The sequence below is a fragment of the Sporosarcina sp. SG10008 genome (assembly GCF_044569405.1).
Lineage (GTDB): Bacteria > Bacillota > Bacilli > Bacillales_A > Planococcaceae > Sporosarcina > Sporosarcina psychrophila.
Map to the genome: position 1 here is coordinate 3,931,215 of NZ_CP172607.1, position 16,385 is coordinate 3,947,599.

Genomic DNA, 16,385 nt, shown 5'->3' on the forward strand with positions numbered 1-16,385 from the left:
TAACATTGAAAGAAAAAGGACATCTTTTTACGTTATTTCATAAAAAGGGAGTTACTCATGAATTTAACCATCCAAAAATGGAGACACAAATCATGAGAGCATCAAAACAACTCGTTCGTTTTGGCCGGGAGCAGGCCCTATCATGTTTGTTTCCTGTCGTCATTTTCGCCTCTTTGGCTTTTACACAATTCATCCCACTTCCGTTCCTACCACGTTATGACTGGCTGCTCATTATCTTCCTTCTGATGCAATGGTGGATGGTGCGTTCTGGGCTTGAAACACGGGATGAACTAAAGGTTATCACATTGTTCCACCTTATTGGACTTGCTCTTGAAATTTTCAAAGTACATATGGGCTCCTGGGCTTATCCAGAGGATGGCTATTTCAAAATCTTTGGAGTGCCTTTATATAGTGGATTCATGTACGCGAGTGTAGCGAGTTATCTTTGCCAGGCATGGAGGAGGTTAAAGGTTGAACTGGTTAAGTGGCCACCGTTTTTGATAGTTGTGCCTCTTGCAGCTGCAATTTATTTAAACTTTTTCACTCACCATTATTGGATCGATGTTCGGTGGTGGCTATCTGGACTTGTAATTATCGTCTTTTGGCAATCATGGGTCACATACGAGGTTGATGGAACTCGTTACCGCATGCCACTCGCACTTTCTTTTGTGCTCATCGGATTTTTTATATGGATAGCTGAAAATATTGCAACGTTCTTTGGTGCATGGAAATACCCAAACCAAACCGATGCATGGAGTCTCGTTCATCTAGGAAAGGTAAGTTCATGGCTCTTATTAGTAATTGTTAGCTTTCTTATAGTAGCGACGTTAAAACAGGTTAAGGGGAAAAATTCCACTAAGATAGATGCTAGTCAATTATAATGACAGTTAAGAATACGTAAGACGACTAGTGTTTTAACACAAAACTAAGCAGTCATTTACTGGTTTCCTTTGGTTAATCAACACATGTGTAATTCCACGTTTCTATGTCCGATAGATATAACGCAAATGAACTTTAAATTACCAAAAGGTCATCCTCAAACGTATACCTTTTTGACGTTATAAAAAAACGTGCCAAGTACCAACAAAATTACAAGTTGTGGAGTGGCACTTGGCACAAAATTGTTAATTTATCGTACAGTTTTCAATGCACCGCTCCAAGAAAGGACTTGGTCAAGCATTGTGTTCGCGTTGGCTGCATGGTAGTCAGCAGGTTTGAACACGCTCATGTTTTCAAAGTCAGACATAAGTGAGAACGTAACTGCCGTACGTACGTCAGCAACTTGTAGCTCACCCAAAATCAGGCGCAGGTTTTCATGTGCACGCGTACCGCCCAAGCTACCATATCCAACAAAACCAGCCGCTTTATTGTTTAATTCTGGGTTTAAGAAGTCAAGTGCATTTTTTAGCGCTCCACCGATTGCATGGTTATATTCAGGTGTGATGAAAATATAACCATCGAAAGAAGCCATTTTTTCTGACCAAGCTTTTATTTGTCCTTCAGCACCAGGTTGTGCATTTGCTGAACCCAAGAATGGAAGATTGTAATTTGCAAGATCTACGATTTCATACTCCGCGTCATTACGTTTTTCCGCAAAATCAACCATCCATTTTGCTACAGCATCACCGTTTCGCCCTTCACGCACACTACCTTGAACAATACCTATTTTCAATTTTTCATTTGTCATTGTTTTTTCCTCCTCATTAGATCTACCTAATAGTCTATCTAAAAACCCCACATAATAACCACCTATACGATTTATTTATCTCGGCTTCAATACTCTACTTTTATAAATCGCCCCCTTAAATCCCTAGATAAATACGATTCCCAGAAGGATCATAGGATACAAAAGAACCGTTTTCTTCTGTCACAGCTACACCAATATTCTTCAACTGGGCGATAACATTATTCCTTGCTACCTCATCTGCTAAAACTATAGTAAACGACTCCAGCCCAACACTATTTAAAGGTGGTGTTGGAGCCCCAACTCCGGCCCAAGTGTTTAAGGCAATTTGATGATGGTATTTACCCGTAGAGATGAAAAGCGCCTGATTGCCATACCGGTTAACCACTTCAAAACCGAGGCCCTTAGTATAAAACTCTTCGGTCTTTTTCAATTCAGATACATGTAAATGAATATGCCCCATGACGGTCCCAGCCGGTAAACCTTTCCATGACTGCGGTCTCCCTTCGGATAGAAGATCTTCAAAATTCAATGGATCCACTGTCATTGCCACTTCACCGTTACTCCAAGTCCATTCGGAAGGTTCGCGGTCTATATAAATTTCAATTCCATTTCCATCTGGGTCTGCTAAATATAAAGCTTCACTTACAAGATGATCTGATGATCCATACCGCAAACCGATTTCCATAAAATGATGCACGATTTCAGCTAAGTCTGAGCGTTTAGGTAGAAGAAGGGCAAAGTGATATAGACCCGTAGTTTTTTCATACTGCGGTACTACATTTTCTGGTTGTTCGATTGATAGTACACTCGTTTTACCATCCGTTGTTAGTTTAGCCGTTTTTTCAGTTTGTTCTAGAATTTGAAAACCAAGAATCTCCTGATAAAACGTAAGTGATCGATTTAAATCTTGTACCTTAATGTTTACATGACCTACAAAAGTGTTTGGTTTGCTATGAAACTCCATATTTATTACCTCCATTTTTTATTTTTGTCCCTCAGAACGAAAGATTTTATTACCTAATGAGAAACGAGAGCTGTTTGCAAAAACGATAAAAATGGACATAGCGAGTAGTGCCAATTCCAATTCGTACCCCGCCATTTCATCATTGCCAAGAAACCCTGCAGAAATTTTTACCGTGAAAATTGCCCCCAGCATAATAACAGCAAACAATACAGAAATAATTCGTGTTCCAATACCAAGTATCAGCAGAATACCGCCAATTAACTCTATAACTGCAACGGCATAAGCTAAAAATCCTGGAATACTAAGGCTTTCGAAAAAACCAGCAGTGTTAGCTAAGCCCCCTTGAAACTTAGATAATCCATGAATGAAAAAAGTAAGACCTAAAACCAAACGCAAAATAACCGTACCCACATCATTTTTATTCATTTTCTCTATTCCCCTTTATAGTTAGTTACTTTATGTAATTAACTATATTATAGAGCATTATAGTTGTCAAGTAAGTTAATTACTTACGAAATAAACCCGCCATGTTATATACTGCATACAAAGGAGTGAAAGAAAAAATGAAGCAATCTATTATTTGTCCCCGATTTGAAAAAGCCATCTCGCTTTTAAGTCAGCGCTGGATGGCTTTGATTATCAATCAAATATTGTCGGGCTCAAACCGATTTAGTACAATTCAATCTTCTATCGGAATCAGTGGCAAAGTTTTGTCAGAACGCTTAAAAGATTTAGAACAACAAGGGATTGTAAAGCGTGATGTTATACCTGAAACACCTGTTATTATTGAGTACTCCTTAACGGAAAAAGGGCTTTCATTAGAGCCGGTTTTGAAAGAAATAGAAAATTGGTCACAGTCATGGGTGGAAATTGAGAGTGAAGAAACATAAAATCATATCCTTACCTATCCACAAAAGGAAAATATGAAATTAACAAAATGATTTCTAAGAAAACGTCAACTAGGAATAATTATAGGTTTTTGAATCTTTCCGATTTGCGGGAAGGTGAATATATTCAATATTGGCATTTTCATGACCGTTCTTATTTTGGTACAGGCTAGTCATTCCTTTTTCTTAATCTTCTGCTGTAATTTAGATTTAGAAACCGTATTGAAAATATAGATTGTACTAGTTGTCTTCACAAAATCAATAATCACAAAACTCATTTTCATTCAATGACATGCAATGTAGAGAAGCGCTCCCTTTTTTGAACTTTTGGTGCTTTTATTTTTTCTAAATTCTGAATAAACAAGAAAAAAGATTAGACATCCGCGTACATGTCCAATCTTCATTTTATTATTGTTCAATTGTATTTTTTGAGTAGTGTATTGTACATGTACCTAAATTCGAAAAATTCATAATAAGGTTTGATCATTTTAGTGAAAGTTATCGAATTAACCCTTTGTCTGTGTCTTAATTTGTCGGACAACCCGTTCTCCCATTTCCGGCGATGCATTGTACAGATACGTCAAAACAATGCGTCGTGTCTCATCGGATATGCCGGCAAGATCAGCAGAAAGATTATTTACTAGGTGATTTTGTTGCTCAGGGGGAAGAGCATGATAATATTGCCCGGCCTGCGTAAAATCATCCGGTTTTGCCAAATCGGATCGTTCAAGATGCCCCTCCACAAATCTGCCGTTGCCGCTTGTCACTTGTGTTGCTGGAGTCCAGTCTTCCTGATGATTGATAGGTATTTTGCGAAAATCTGGTCCAAGCCGCCGCCGCTGGGAATCCGAGTAAATATTGGCGCGTCCCTGCAGCATCTTATCATCTGATAATTCGGCCCCTTCCAAAAGATTGGACGGTGAATATGCCAGTTTCTCCACTTGTTCCATATAGTTATCCGGGTTGCGGTTCAACGTCAAGCGGCCAACCGGCATCAGAGGGTACTGCTGTTTATCCCAAACTTTTGTATCATCCAATGGATCATAAGGAAGAGTGGCTTCATCTTTCGGATTCATAAGCTGCACATAAAGCCCATATACAACAGGCTCTCCCTTTGCTAGGGTATCATACAAATCCTGACCTGCAATATCTGGGTTCTCGCCATTCCATCGGGCGGCTTCTTGAGCATCTATATACTGCTCCCCAGCATAAGGAACCCAGTGATATTTTACATAACTGCGTACCCCCTCCCCGTTCTTCCAAACGTAGGTATTCACACCATAACCCGGCATGTGGCGAAAGCTTTTTACTGTGCCTGCATCAGAGTAAAGCCGAACAACAAAATGGGTTGATTCTGGTGCTCTGGCTATGAAGCTCCAGAACCGTTCGGGATCCATCAAGTTATTTACGGGCGAGGGTAAAAAAGCTTGAATGGTCTCTGGAAAACGTATAGCATCTCGTACTAAAAATACAGGAATATGGTTGAAGACCAAATCAAAAATACCCTCTTCAGTATAAAACTTAGTAGAAAATCCACGCACATTTCGTGAGGTATCCGGAGTACCTTTATTACTTACAGCAAGCGAAAACCTCACAGTAACTGGAACTTGCTGCCCAGGATTTTGTAAAAAGCACAGCTTTGTGTATTTTGCCATAGAATACACAGTCTCAAAGTAACCAAAAGCACCAAAGCCTTTAACATGCACTGGTCTTTCTAAAATTGTTGAATGGACAAAGGTCTCCAATGTTTCATGTAAAATACTGTCCTGCTCCAGTACAGGACCTCTTTCACCTACAGTCTGTGAATGCATTTCCTCAGCCCAAAATTTTGATACATTTCTGTTTAGATGCGTGGAAGAACCTGATTCCCCTCCATTGTTTTCTCTCATAGTTATTCCTGCCTCCTGTACCCATAAGTTAATTCCCTAAGATACACTATTATTTATGTGAGGCACCATACAATTATGAATGTAGTTAGCTGAATAACCATGCAAAAAAGAACGGACATCCGCAGGACGCGGCGACCTTAGCCAGAGTTCCGCTAATCAGCAGAGCAGGGAGTTTGTGCTGATTCAAGTCAATATAAATAAATCGTCATTTGTTGCTTTTCACATGCATCTCTTCTATACTTTTAACCACTAATAGGAGGAGATCCAAAAATGTTAAAGACAATCGTATTCGAACATCTAAAGAATGCCATGAGGGAAAAAGATGTGCTTGCAAAAGGAGTACTAACATTAGTAAAAGCAGCACTCGATAGCGCTGAAAAGGAAAAAGGTGCAGTTCTTTCAACTGATGAGGAAGTTGCCATCGTCAACCGCGAAATCAAACAGACCAATCAAGCGCTGGAAGGCGCACAAAAAGCACAGCGTGAAGACTTAATTGCACAAGAAGAAGCAAAATTAGTTCTGCTCAAAAAATTCTTACCTAAACAACTTAGCGAAGACGAAATTGTAACAATGTTGACAGAGGCAGGAATCACCAAAGGTATGAACATGGGTGATGCCATGAAAATCGCAAAACCATTACTTACTGGGAAAACAGACGGAGGAACGATGTCAAAAGTCGTGAAAAACTTAATCTGATATTAGTGTGGGGTTTCCGTGCAAGATAATTGTTGCACGGAAACCCCATATTCATTTGTAGATCGACAATCCCTTTATGTGGATGCTGGATACACTTCCCGTTAAGTAGTAATAGGTAAGAGCTGATACTATTCGAATAATATCAGCTCTTTTTCCTATTCACTCAAAAGAAATTGTGGTTGTAAAAGACCCATTTCACAAAAATCCCCTTGTAGAAATGAAGATCCTACCTGTTAGCTATCCAATCTTATATATCAAGAAATTAAATTGAATAAAAAAATAAGACCTCCGATTTGATAGATCGGACGGTCAAATAGCTGATCCCTCAAGGGGGCCGGCTAGATACTAATACAATTCTCAAGAGTATCCTGAACTTTCTTTACAGAAAGAGTTTCTACTCAAGCACTGATGTACTACTTTTCGTTTGATAAGAGACGATATAAAATCCGTGAATTTTAACAATAAATTTACAGGTTTTTTATTTACTTTATCGACCCTTTAGTAATTTCGGTAAGTTTAGAATTAATCGCAAAGATTTTTGCGTTGACGGCTGTGACTCCAAATCCGGCTAATCTTTTAGTGTGCATATCTAGATATTTTTCAGCTGTTTCTTTTGTTTCGAAAATGTAAATTCCACCGGCTTCATTTGTTTCTGGGCTTTCTGTCCAAACTTTCGACTTGAATCCTTCTTCTTCATTGATGCTTTTTGCTAAATCAGTAAACGCTTCCGCCATTTCATCTCCGAATGGTCCATCCATTTTAAAATCCACTTGTAATAGGTACGCCATAGTCATTCTCCTCCGATTATTTAGTAGTTGTAAAATAAATTTTTCCTGCGCTTGATAATGATCTCGTGTAAGCTATTTTTTAATAAATGAGTTAATGACTGATTGTTCAACAATGTACATGACTTCAATTTCTTTATGAAATAGAAGTTTTTCTGTTTAATGCAAGCTAAAAAGGGATGGTTGTAGTGCTTCCAGATTTAGAACTTATTTTCATCCTTCAAATAGTATTCATGGATGTCAATACCTTAATTATAAAGACTCTTATGTTAATTAGCTAACTAGCCGCATTTGTTCATATGTATTATACCTAAAAGTTAAGAATGAGTTTTAAAAGCGTGTCCTTTTTGTATGATTTGATCTCCCTCGAAGACTCTCATGAATGTATAAACATGTTGTTTCCTCCCCTTTTCATTTTTACCCTGTAATATTTAAACCTGTCAATCATAATATGTAATTAACAGCTACAGTATCCGCCTGCTATCATTTTTCCCCATAAGTCCAATCGGGATCGAGTATTTCCATTTGGATTCAGTGTACAATTTCCGTCAGTTTGTCCAGTTTGATAGTTACGTTAAAATAATATGTATTAGTTCGGATTGGGCTGTAATCCATTAGAAAATTGTAATACAAGAAGAGACTTACTTAGATGGGCTGCATCATTTTAACCAATCCCCTGCTTTCCAATATAACTTTGGAAAGAATTCTCACCACCATAGATATTTTTTTGTATACCTCTTCTTTCTCCCAATACGCAGAATATATCCCATAAAATTATATATACACGACTAGTTAATTTCCCCTTATTTACATACTATAAAAGTTCCTACAAAAAATTAGCTGCAATGTTCAAAGAATGACAGAAACGAACTCATTTGCGAATAATCCTTGATGATCCCTGTTAAAGCTAACACTTTTGTAGACTTAAAATCAGAGTCAACTTTTTAGAGGAGTTAGACTATTCCCAAAAAACATTGCTGATTTATACTCGTTCAGATATGATTGTCGAAAGGGGAGGAGAACATTCAATGACTAATAATAATGAAGATTTATTTGATAAAGAAAAACAAAATGCCCCAAAAATGAAAATAAAAAGAAAAGATGGAGAACCAACTCCGGTTTTCAAAGGAGCTTCATGGGCAGCACTGGTAATAGGAGTATCAGCTTATCTCTTTGGCCTGTATAATGCAGCTATGGAACTGAATGAACAAGGATATTACTTTGCAATTTTAGTATTCGGACTCTATTCATCTGTCTCTTTACAAAAAGCTGTAAGAGATAAAGAAGAAGGAATACCAGTCACGAACATTTATTATGGTATTAGTTGGTTAGCACTTATTATATCTATTTTATTAATGGCCATCGGTTTATACAACGCAGGAAGTATTGTCTTAAGTGAAAAAGGGTTCTATGGTATGGCTTTCGTTCTTAGTATATTTGCAGCGATAACCGTTCAGAAAAATGTTAGGGATACACAGAGAGCAAGAGAAATAGATTGAGTTACTTCCCGTTAATTTGACAGTCTGGACTTATTCAACAAGTAGAATATAACTAAGCGAGTCACCCCTTTTTCTTACCGGAGTGTGACTCGCTTTTTTTGAATAAACGCCACTACATTTAGGATGTCAGTCACCCACATACTCTATCTTATTAAATCAAATTCTCCCGCTCTTCAGCTTGGAAAGGACTTTTTTCAAGCTCTGGTCACTTTCCCCCTCGGTACCATCTTTCAATTGCTTCGCCTGAAGATAGTATTCATCCGTAGCGAGTCTAAAGGAAGGGTCGCTCTGACTGTCACCTTAGATTCAATTATCAATCAAAAAAAGAACCCTTATTCATCAAGAGCTCAAACCGCATTTCATTTTATGGTGCATACTGGGTGCGAAACGTCGACCTTCAAACCGTCAGCGTGACGCTCTCCCATCTCAGGTTATTATACTACCCAAAATTCAAATCAGAATCTCAATTTATTAAGCCCATCAGTCGGTTTTATATAGCCTTTAATCAATATCGAATGAAAAGTTATGCACGATATACCTTAGTATTTACTTTTGTTAACATCATTGCTTTCAATGATGTTAACAAAAGTTTCAACTCATCGTGACTACCATCAAACTAAGCCTGGTATGGAGGAAGTTCCATCATTTTCAGCTTGCCATCGACTCGTTTAACTGTGTAAGTAAACTTTTCAGTGGTCGTGTCAAACTCCCTCGTATGGAACAAGGTTCCGTCTTCCAACTTTAACGTAATCACGAATATATATTCGTCCTTGCTTACTACGGTCTGTTCAAGAATTTCATTCAGTGAAATCCTTGGCAGTAGCTTCAGATACTGATCAATTAATTTCAACTTGTCACTAGTGTCTGTTTCGGGAAATAAGTTAATGAGTCCTTGGTAACTACCCCCGTATAACTCGACCAACTTTGCAGCATCCTGATTAGCAATAGCCTGCATATATTGCTCTAACGCATCTTGCGGAATCTCAATGGCATTTTCATTCTTACCCCCCTCCTGAGAGTTTGCTGACGGACTCAACGTTAATTTCTTTTTCCAAGTTAACTCATTGCCTTCGGAATCTTTGAATAGAAATACAACCTGACCTTCCTCACCCTTCATCGTATCCGGATATATGAAACCCGAGAATTGTCCGTCACCACTAATGTAAAATCCATCTTCCCCATTAGCTCCGTGTTCAATGGCATCTTGAACCGAATTTACAATCAGATTATCCTTGGAAATCCACTGTATTTCGGCTAGCGCGAATCCTTCCGGTACCTGTTTCACTACGAAATCGAAACTATTTCCCTCTATCGGTTTTGGGGTCTGATCTATTACAATTAATATTTCATTCCCGGAATCCGCTAAAGCGTCCTCTACTTTGGTGGTATTGTCTTGATTTGTTTCAGATGGCTGCGCGTCCGGTGCTTCAGACTCAGATTTCATAGCACAACCACTAGTTAAAAGAAGCATGCACAGAGCTGAAATGATATAGCTGTATTTTTTGTTATTCATGGGATTCTCCTCTACTTTCATATAAGGTAAAAGAAAATGCGACGCCTTGATTTGTATTCGCTACACCAAACTCGCTATCATGAAGCTCCAGGATATGTTTGACAATCGCGAGTCCCAGACCGGTCCCTCCAGATTTACGATCCCGAGAACGCTCAATCCGGTAGAATTGATCCCACACCCGGTTCAAATCGTCCTCCGCAATGGGCGGTCCAGCGTTCTCGATTACCGTGACTACCTTTCCAGAATATGTCCGCTCGATACTAATGGAAATGACACTGTTCTCCACAGCATGTCGAATGGCATTACTCAATAAATTTAGAACGACCTGTTCAATCCGTCTAGAATCTGCCTTTACAAATAGTTCTTCTACTTTGTTCAACTTGTATTGAAGGTGCTTTTCCTCTAATTGATGAGAAAACGAATCAGCTACATTTTGAACAAGGTTTGTCATGGATACGCTTCTAAGCGTTAAATGAATGGCTTTGACTTCGAATTTGGAGAGCTCCAGCATATCCATTATTAAAGCATTCATCCGATCTGTTTCATTCACGATGTGATTCAGGTAACGGTCTTTTTTGTCGCTCGCTACTCCATCCTGCAACCCTTCTGCGAAACCTTTTACAATGCCTAAAGGGGTTTTCAATTCATGCGATATGTTCGCGATTAGCTCTTTACGAAGTTGCTCGGATCGCCGCTTTTCTTCCATCTCCACTTGTAATTTCACATTCATATTAGTAAGTTCCTTTAAGGTCGTATCTAAATTCTGAGACAACGCATTTAGATTGCGCGACAGCTCCCCGAATTCATCCTTCGAATGAATTTCAGGCTCCATGGTAAAATCTAACTTGGCGAGTCGCGCGGCAGCACGGTTTAGCGTAACTAACGGACGGGATACAATTCTCGAGTAAATCAAAGATAGAATAATGGTGAGCATAATAATTACCGGCGTCAAATATACAAAATACTTCTTGAGTATCTCGACTGCTTCCCCAACTGGTTGTAGAGAAGTTATGACGAATAAATAACGTTCTGTATTTTCACTATGTGCTAGCGATTTAATCAGAATAGCGTATTGGACACCACTCCAATTATCTATCCATTCCGCCTGAACAAGCGAACCGTCCTGCAAACGAGATTCATATTGTTCCAGCTTCGGCATCCAGTCCTGGAGGGCTTCATCGATCAGGGTATCTTGATATAGAGGGTTATACGAGCGTTGTTCGGGTAGCATCAAATCCGTTATTTTACCCTTCACTCGTGTTAACCCATTTACGAGATCTTCGTTTTTCTGCTGTATGGCAACAAGTTGCATGACAGTATCATCCTCATCCATGAAAATACCGTCTATCACTGTTGTATCACCGATCTGAATCCCATTCGGAATAGCACCTAGTTCCATACCATCCGCGGGCACACGAATGGTAATGGCCTGTCTATCTGTTTGCAACTCCAGAAAATAAGGATTTATGCTAATCCGTTCAAACCGATGATTTAAGATGGAAGTACTGGTATCATTATCATTCATAAACGCACCGAGTAGCCGTGAAACTTGCTGATTATTGGATCCAACCTGTTCGTATTGATCCTCGAAATGGCTCATATTCTGCTCTAGTGCATGGATCTTGGACATTCGATAAAACCGCTCGAAAAACAAGCCCTCCGCAAGCATCACAAGGGAAAAAACAGTCATAATCAGAATAGATGTTACCACAAAAAGTTTAAGGACTACCCCCTGCCTTCTCATGCTTCCAACTCAAATTTATAACCTACGCGGATGACGGTACCTATATATCGACCTTCGGCACTAAGCTTGGCTCTTAATTTTTTGACGTGGGTATCTACTGTCCGCAAATCCCCTAAATAATCGTATCCCCATACAGCGTCCAGAATATAATCACGGGATAAAACTTTACCGTAGTGCTTGATAAGAAAGATAAGCAAATCATATTCCTTTGGTGACAAAGAAATCATATTTCCCGCCACGGAAATAGTATGAGCCATTCTGTTTACTACTAGATCGCCAAAGGTATGTATATCTCCTTCACGACCAATTGTACCTTCCGTTCTTTTCATTAATGCGGTAGCACGAGCCACTAATACCCTCGGACTAAAAGGCTTCGTCACATATTCATCGGCACCCAACTCGAACCCCATCAATTGATCATCGTCTTCCACCCTAGCTGTAATCATGATAATCGGTATGTCTGACTCCTTGCGAATGCGCCTGCATACCGACCACCCATCCATTTCCGGCATCATAATATCCAAAACAATCAGGTCAATGGAATTTTGTTCAAAAATCTCCAGTGCGAGCATTCCGTTCTCCGCTTCGTATACTTCCCATTGCTCCTTTTTGAAATAATCCGTTATAAACTCACGCATCAGCGTATCATCTTCGACTAACAATATCTTTCTTTTCATAGCTGCACTCTCCACATCTATCCACGTCACCCTTTAACTATGGACATGATTCTAGTATATTTTCACGTACCCTACACCTCCGATAGTACTTTCTAGACCTAGTATAGAGGACTCCTGTGTACGTCGTGTGTACGTTGTATGGATTTCATAAACCAGTAAAGTCAAAACTTTTAAAGGACTTCTTCTAGCAATTACTAATTCACAACAAACAATTGTCTTAACTGAATCATACTCTTGTTTTCTACAGTGTTACAATGTCACCGAGTTCTCAAGGTTTGTTTGACATTAACAGCCGCCTTCACACCAACTATGAATTTGGAAACCTCTCCATTATATGCGATATTCACAGAACAAGCGTTTCTATTACGGACCGAAAGATATGCAGTCATGAAACCCGTCATCCTATTATGTGGGTGATAAGGGTCAAGCAATATTTAAATTTTAATAAAGGCTATTGAATCTCTTGTTATGCAAGGTAAATAGACCATATACGCGTTCGACTTTTTTTAAAAGATTGTCGACCATAAAAAGTCCGCACCAATGAAAAGTGCGAGTTACGCGGTCTTGGAAGAACTTCGTTCACATATGTAAAAGGGAATGAGTCATCATTGTATTACTTGAGTGTGTATCCGACAATACAGAATTACTTGCAGAAATGTCAGTTTGGTTTGCTTTTAAAGCACATGTGAAACATCGTACATCTAAATTAAATATACTTGATGATGGAATATTAGAAGGTAGGCAAAAGCTCATTAGTTATTTGTATACGATGGATTTACTAAAAAAATCTCAATCTTGATCTGGAAGTTGAGCGGCTCTTTGCATTAATTGATGGTATCGCCATGCACGTAAATATAAAAATGCACATAACCCGATTAACAACCAGGATTTATGTGCATTTTCCCACTATACAATTGAGACTTTAATTAATGTGAAGCACCTAATAATGGGTTCTTGCTATTCAGCTTCGCCTTTCATTTTAGAATATCCTGATTATAGTTAGCCGCCATACAAATAAATACCGTGTATGTAGCTAGTAAAGGAATCAAAGCAAGTAACGGCGAAAGATAAATGACAATCAATAAAACCAAAATAATTCCGACCGTTGATAAAATTAATACAAGATCAGCTCTAGAAAACAAGCTTAGGGTGTCAATAACAATTCCTGCAGGACCAGTCATATAAACCGTCATACCAATTTGATCTTGTACCATTACTTTTATCTTCTTTATACTTACCTCTAATTCTTTGGAATCTAATGATCTTTATTTTCCGAGAAAAAGCTTGTGTGGGCCTGTGGCGGTAAAATACTGAAAGGTAGCATCTCTTTTAATCTATTGACTTCAGCAGCACTCACATTATCAAGTACCTCACCAATAACTTCCGTTTCACCTCACTACTTAATTGCCTGTGTCATGCGGGGCGGTTGATATCATCGCTACTCGCAAATATCGCGGTTCGGTATCTCCCTTTAGGAAACCTTGAATCACCCACATATACAATAAAAACGCTACTTTTAATGAATACGATACATCAATAGTAGATGGACCACTCAAAGGCCGAGTTCTAACACATCTCTAAATGTGTTAGAACTCGGCCTTCTACTATTCTTGTGCTTTTATCTAGCATTTCTTGTTGACTAGTCGCTCAAAGCAACAGACTGATGGATAAATTCTTCATTGACAATGGCCTGGTATAAGAAGTCGGCGACATCCGCACGAGAAATTGCACGGCCGCCTTTAGGAACCCCAATCGCTTCTTTACGATATGTCCCTGTAAACGGTTTGTCGTTGAGTCCTAGGGGTCTTGCAATCGTCCATTGTAAATTATTATCTTTTAATACAGCCACTGCATTATGATGATCGTCTAGCACATTTCCAAGCAATTTTATCGTAATTTTCCCGATAACACCTGGTATTTCCTTGTCGATTCCTGCCGAAGCCATGTAAGCGATCCGCGACACTTGCTGTTCCTTCATACCTTGAGCGATGTTTTGCGTCATTTCATGAAGTATTGTCGTTTTTCGTAATCCAGTGTTCGTTCCAAGTGTTGAAATAACTGCATCATGCCCAAGAATAGCTTTTTTTACATCAGATGCATCTGTTGCATCCCCCTGTACAATCACAAGGTTCGGATTGGAAATGTTTAAGTTACTTGGGTTTCTTACGAATGCTGTGACCCTATGGTTGTCAGAAAGCGCTTGCTCAACAAGCAACTTCCCTGTTTTTCCAGAAGCTCCAAAAATGATGATTTTCATAAGTTCCCTCCAAGCTGAATTGGTTTACCATTATTTAACTCGTAAACTAATTCTAACATAACTATTAAAGTACGACCTCCTTCGAATTGGAATACTAAAAATCACTTTCCAGCATTGAGTAATTATTGCTAACAAATCCCCCGCCAACTTGTTCGGAATGAAAACATCACTTTTTCTAATCGATGTAAGCGTGGTTGTTTAATTAACAACTTCAATCTTTTGATTGTAAAAAACAGGTCTTAACTTAAGTCGATTAATCATCTTAAACCACCGATTACAATAAAGCTAGAACAAAAATAGGTAGTTAAAAAGGACTCAACAAATCTAAGGAAAGCTGCTCTTACTTAAGGTATATCACTTATCATTATTGAAAATGGATCAGCTTCAAGCAAACATGGCATAGCGCTTGGAAGCGTTTGAACTCATTTGGTCTATTGGATTAATCGTTTTGGAGTGCACCCACTACTGGTGGGGACCTCTCCTTATCCAAGATGAATGGTTCAATGGTTCCCTTGTTAAATTCCTCAATGTTTATATTTCAGCTATAGTTGGTCCTCGTCGTTCAGAGAAGTGAATTTAGACATATACATCAACAATATACTTTTCATTTTTCTCTCTGTACATCTCATTGCTTTAAAAAGTACTGATTGTTACACTGATCTTCATTTCTATATTCTATAAGATCGATAAAATCCCTATATTACATTGAATTGAGTAACCCATGAAGAAATAAAATATGGTGCCGTCATACATTAGATAACCTCCCCCATTTGGGCGATAATACAACTATCAGAACTAACGTTTCATCGTAAAAAGAAAAGAGGTGTGGTCATGAAACCGGTCATCCCATTATGTGGATGATATGGGTCAAGCAACCTCTATACTTGAATAACATTTGTTGAATCCCTTACTTGATAAGAACTGTAGACCATATTTACGATAGACTTTTCCGAGTAAATAGTCTAACAATAACGAGGATTAGAAGATCAATCATTTTGGGTGAATTTATTACTGACTCCGTTAATATTTAACACTGACACAAATAAAGGGAAGAAAAACGCCTTAAATTAAGGCGTTTTTCTTCCCTTTATTCAATTATTACTGCCCTGTTACACCTTCTCATTTGGCTATAAACAATCCGGTGGTTCAATAAGAGTACTATGAAAGTTCATTTACTAGTTGTTCTGTTGTAATTATTTTCGCGAACTCCTCATGCAAAGTTGCAATAGAAACATTGTGTATCACTTCTGCATCGTAATATGTACCATTTTGATCCGTCATACCAAAGGCTGCTGTTGCATCTGAAATAAGGTATGTATTGAATCCTAAATTACCGCTCATTCTTGTAGTCGTAGAAACACAATGAGGCGTGGTCAATCCTGCGATTACAACCGTTGAGATATCATTTTGTTTTAGATATTCTTCTAAATTTGTACCAATAAAACCGCTATTTACTTTCTTTGTGATCACTACTTCTTCAGCAGTAGGTTCAACCAATTTTTTAATTGCAAATCCAACATTCTTAGGATGAAATACGGAATCTGGATTATCTGACATATGTTGAATATGGATTACTTTCCACCCTTTTTCCCTCCATAATGTCAGGATCTCACTAATATTTTCTTCGGCATGAAGATTATTTCGTTCTCCCCATTTTTTATCATCGAAAGCTTTTTGCACATCTATGATAATTAAAGCTTGGTTTCTTTTATCCATCACTAATCCTCCTAATTTCCCATACAATTAAAACATACAGACTAATCACGATTTAATCAATCATTTGTAGC

General features: G+C 38.5%; 15 protein-coding genes. 4 read left to right on the forward strand and 11 right to left on the reverse strand.

All coding sequences use genetic code 11. The features are described 5' to 3' along the window. Positions 1 to 92: 92 nt before the first annotated feature. Positions 93 to 881, forward strand: a complete 789-nt coding sequence (locus ACGLYD_RS18495) for a DUF817 domain-containing protein (protein WP_340767666.1) — start codon at positions 93 to 95, stop codon at positions 879 to 881. 248 nt (positions 882 to 1,129) lie between these two features. On the opposite strand, the gene ACGLYD_RS18500 is transcribed toward ACGLYD_RS18495, so the two are convergent. The 3 genes from ACGLYD_RS18500 to ACGLYD_RS18510 all read right to left on the reverse strand — a co-directional run bounded on the left by ACGLYD_RS18500 (position 1,130) and on the right by ACGLYD_RS18510 (position 3,077). Continuing rightward, entirely contained in the window at positions 1,130 to 1,687 is a 558-nt protein-coding gene (locus ACGLYD_RS18500) for an NADPH-dependent FMN reductase (RefSeq protein WP_067213692.1), read from the reverse strand. A 115-nt stretch (positions 1,688 to 1,802) separates the two neighbouring features. Next, positions 1,803 to 2,651 carry a VOC family protein gene (locus ACGLYD_RS18505; protein WP_340741104.1) on the reverse strand — a complete coding sequence of 283 codons (849 nt, stop codon included), beginning with the start codon at positions 2,649 to 2,651 and terminating at the stop codon, positions 1,803 to 1,805. Between the two features lie 18 nt (positions 2,652 to 2,669). Next, the gene (locus ACGLYD_RS18510) at positions 2,670 to 3,077 is read right to left on the reverse strand and encodes a DoxX family protein (protein ID WP_399629816.1); all 408 of its coding nucleotides are present in this window, start codon (positions 3,075 to 3,077) and stop codon (positions 2,670 to 2,672) included. A gap of 137 nt (positions 3,078 to 3,214) precedes the next feature. Here ACGLYD_RS18510 and ACGLYD_RS18515 point away from each other — a divergent pair, with 137 nt between their 5' ends. Further along, entirely contained in the window at positions 3,215 to 3,541 is a 327-nt protein-coding gene (locus ACGLYD_RS18515) for a helix-turn-helix domain-containing protein (protein ID WP_187046210.1), read from the forward strand. A gap of 503 nt (positions 3,542 to 4,044) precedes the next feature. Here the strand turns inward: ACGLYD_RS18515 and ACGLYD_RS18520 are convergent. Beyond that, positions 4,045 to 5,427: a catalase gene (locus ACGLYD_RS18520; RefSeq protein WP_399629819.1), complete on the reverse strand. Its 1,383-nt coding sequence runs from the start codon at positions 5,425 to 5,427 to the stop codon at positions 4,045 to 4,047. A 270-nt stretch (positions 5,428 to 5,697) separates the two neighbouring features. On the opposite strand from ACGLYD_RS18520, the gene ACGLYD_RS18525 reads away from it, so the two are divergent. Next, positions 5,698 to 6,123 carry a GatB/YqeY domain-containing protein gene (locus tag ACGLYD_RS18525; RefSeq protein WP_067213697.1) on the forward strand — a complete coding sequence of 142 codons (426 nt, stop codon included), beginning with the start codon at positions 5,698 to 5,700 and terminating at the stop codon, positions 6,121 to 6,123. Positions 6,124 to 6,605: 482 nt separating this feature from the next. On the opposite strand, the gene ACGLYD_RS18530 is transcribed toward ACGLYD_RS18525, so the two are convergent. Next, the gene (locus tag ACGLYD_RS18530; RefSeq protein ID WP_338656726.1) at positions 6,606 to 6,911 is read right to left on the reverse strand and encodes a monooxygenase; all 306 of its coding nucleotides are present in this window, start codon (positions 6,909 to 6,911) and stop codon (positions 6,606 to 6,608) included. Between the two features lie 1,025 nt (positions 6,912 to 7,936). Here ACGLYD_RS18530 and yiaA point away from each other — a divergent pair. Continuing rightward, complete coding sequence (gene yiaA, locus ACGLYD_RS18535) at positions 7,937 to 8,407, forward strand: inner membrane protein YiaA (protein ID WP_399629823.1); 471 nt, start codon at positions 7,937 to 7,939, stop codon at positions 8,405 to 8,407. 616 nt (positions 8,408 to 9,023) lie between these two features. Here the strand turns inward: yiaA and ACGLYD_RS18540 are convergent. The 6 genes from ACGLYD_RS18540 to ACGLYD_RS18565 form a co-directional block, all read right to left on the reverse strand. Next, on the reverse strand, positions 9,024 to 9,920 hold the full coding sequence (locus ACGLYD_RS18540) for a hypothetical protein (protein ID WP_399629826.1): 897 nt from the start codon (positions 9,918 to 9,920) through the stop codon (positions 9,024 to 9,026). Next, positions 9,913 to 11,550 (reverse strand): sensor histidine kinase, encoded by a 1,638-nt coding sequence (locus tag ACGLYD_RS18545; RefSeq protein WP_399629828.1) that lies wholly within the window; start codon positions 11,548 to 11,550, stop codon positions 9,913 to 9,915. The genes ACGLYD_RS18540 and ACGLYD_RS18545 overlap by 8 nt, the downstream gene beginning before the upstream one ends. A 110-nt stretch (positions 11,551 to 11,660) precedes the next feature. Next, entirely contained in the window at positions 11,661 to 12,341 is a 681-nt protein-coding gene (locus tag ACGLYD_RS18550) for a response regulator transcription factor (RefSeq protein ID WP_399629830.1), read from the reverse strand. 974 nt (positions 12,342 to 13,315) lie between these two features. Beyond that, the gene (locus ACGLYD_RS18555) at positions 13,316 to 13,555 is read right to left on the reverse strand and encodes an MMPL family transporter (RefSeq protein ID WP_187046215.1); all 240 of its coding nucleotides are present in this window, start codon (positions 13,553 to 13,555) and stop codon (positions 13,316 to 13,318) included. Between the two features lie 425 nt (positions 13,556 to 13,980). Then, the gene (locus ACGLYD_RS18560) at positions 13,981 to 14,598 is read right to left on the reverse strand and encodes an NAD(P)-dependent oxidoreductase (protein WP_067213703.1); all 618 of its coding nucleotides are present in this window, start codon (positions 14,596 to 14,598) and stop codon (positions 13,981 to 13,983) included. 1,158 nt (positions 14,599 to 15,756) lie between these two features. Then, positions 15,757 to 16,314: a cysteine hydrolase family protein gene (locus ACGLYD_RS18565; protein WP_399629835.1), complete on the reverse strand. Its 558-nt coding sequence runs from the start codon at positions 16,312 to 16,314 to the stop codon at positions 15,757 to 15,759. Positions 16,315 to 16,385: the final 71 nt, after the last annotated feature.

Coding starts and splice junctions, on each gene's coding strand:
- ACGLYD_RS18505 (WP_340741104.1), bottom strand. CDS start 2,651: ATGGAGTTTCATAGCAAACCAAACACTTTTGTAGGTCATGTAAACATT.
- ACGLYD_RS18525 (WP_067213697.1), top strand. CDS start 5,698: ATGTTAAAGACAATCGTATTCGAACATCTAAAGAATGCCATGAGGGAA.
- ACGLYD_RS18495 (WP_340767666.1), top strand. CDS start 93: ATGAGAGCATCAAAACAACTCGTTCGTTTTGGCCGGGAGCAGGCCCTA.
- ACGLYD_RS18555 (WP_187046215.1), bottom strand. CDS start 13,555: ATGGTACAAGATCAAATTGGTATGACGGTTTATATGACTGGTCCTGCA.
- ACGLYD_RS18500 (WP_067213692.1), bottom strand. CDS start 1,687: ATGACAAATGAAAAATTGAAAATAGGTATTGTTCAAGGTAGTGTGCGT.
- ACGLYD_RS18530 (WP_338656726.1), bottom strand. CDS start 6,911: ATGGCGTACCTATTACAAGTGGATTTTAAAATGGATGGACCATTCGGA.
- ACGLYD_RS18560 (WP_067213703.1), bottom strand. CDS start 14,598: ATGAAAATCATCATTTTTGGAGCTTCTGGAAAAACAGGGAAGTTGCTT.
- ACGLYD_RS18515 (WP_187046210.1), top strand. CDS start 3,215: ATGAAGCAATCTATTATTTGTCCCCGATTTGAAAAAGCCATCTCGCTT.
- ACGLYD_RS18565 (WP_399629835.1), bottom strand. CDS start 16,314: ATGGATAAAAGAAACCAAGCTTTAATTATCATAGATGTGCAAAAAGCT.
- ACGLYD_RS18510 (WP_399629816.1), bottom strand. CDS start 3,077: ATGAATAAAAATGATGTGGGTACGGTTATTTTGCGTTTGGTTTTAGGT.
- ACGLYD_RS18540 (WP_399629826.1), bottom strand. CDS start 9,920: ATGAATAACAAAAAATACAGCTATATCATTTCAGCTCTGTGCATGCTT.
- ACGLYD_RS18550 (WP_399629830.1), bottom strand. CDS start 12,341: ATGAAAAGAAAGATATTGTTAGTCGAAGATGATACGCTGATGCGTGAG.
- yiaA (WP_399629823.1), top strand. CDS start 7,937: ATGACTAATAATAATGAAGATTTATTTGATAAAGAAAAACAAAATGCC.
- ACGLYD_RS18545 (WP_399629828.1), bottom strand. CDS start 11,550: ATGTCCAAGATCCATGCACTAGAGCAGAATATGAGCCATTTCGAGGAT.
- ACGLYD_RS18520 (WP_399629819.1), bottom strand. CDS start 5,427: ATGAGAGAAAACAATGGAGGGGAATCAGGTTCTTCCACGCATCTAAAC.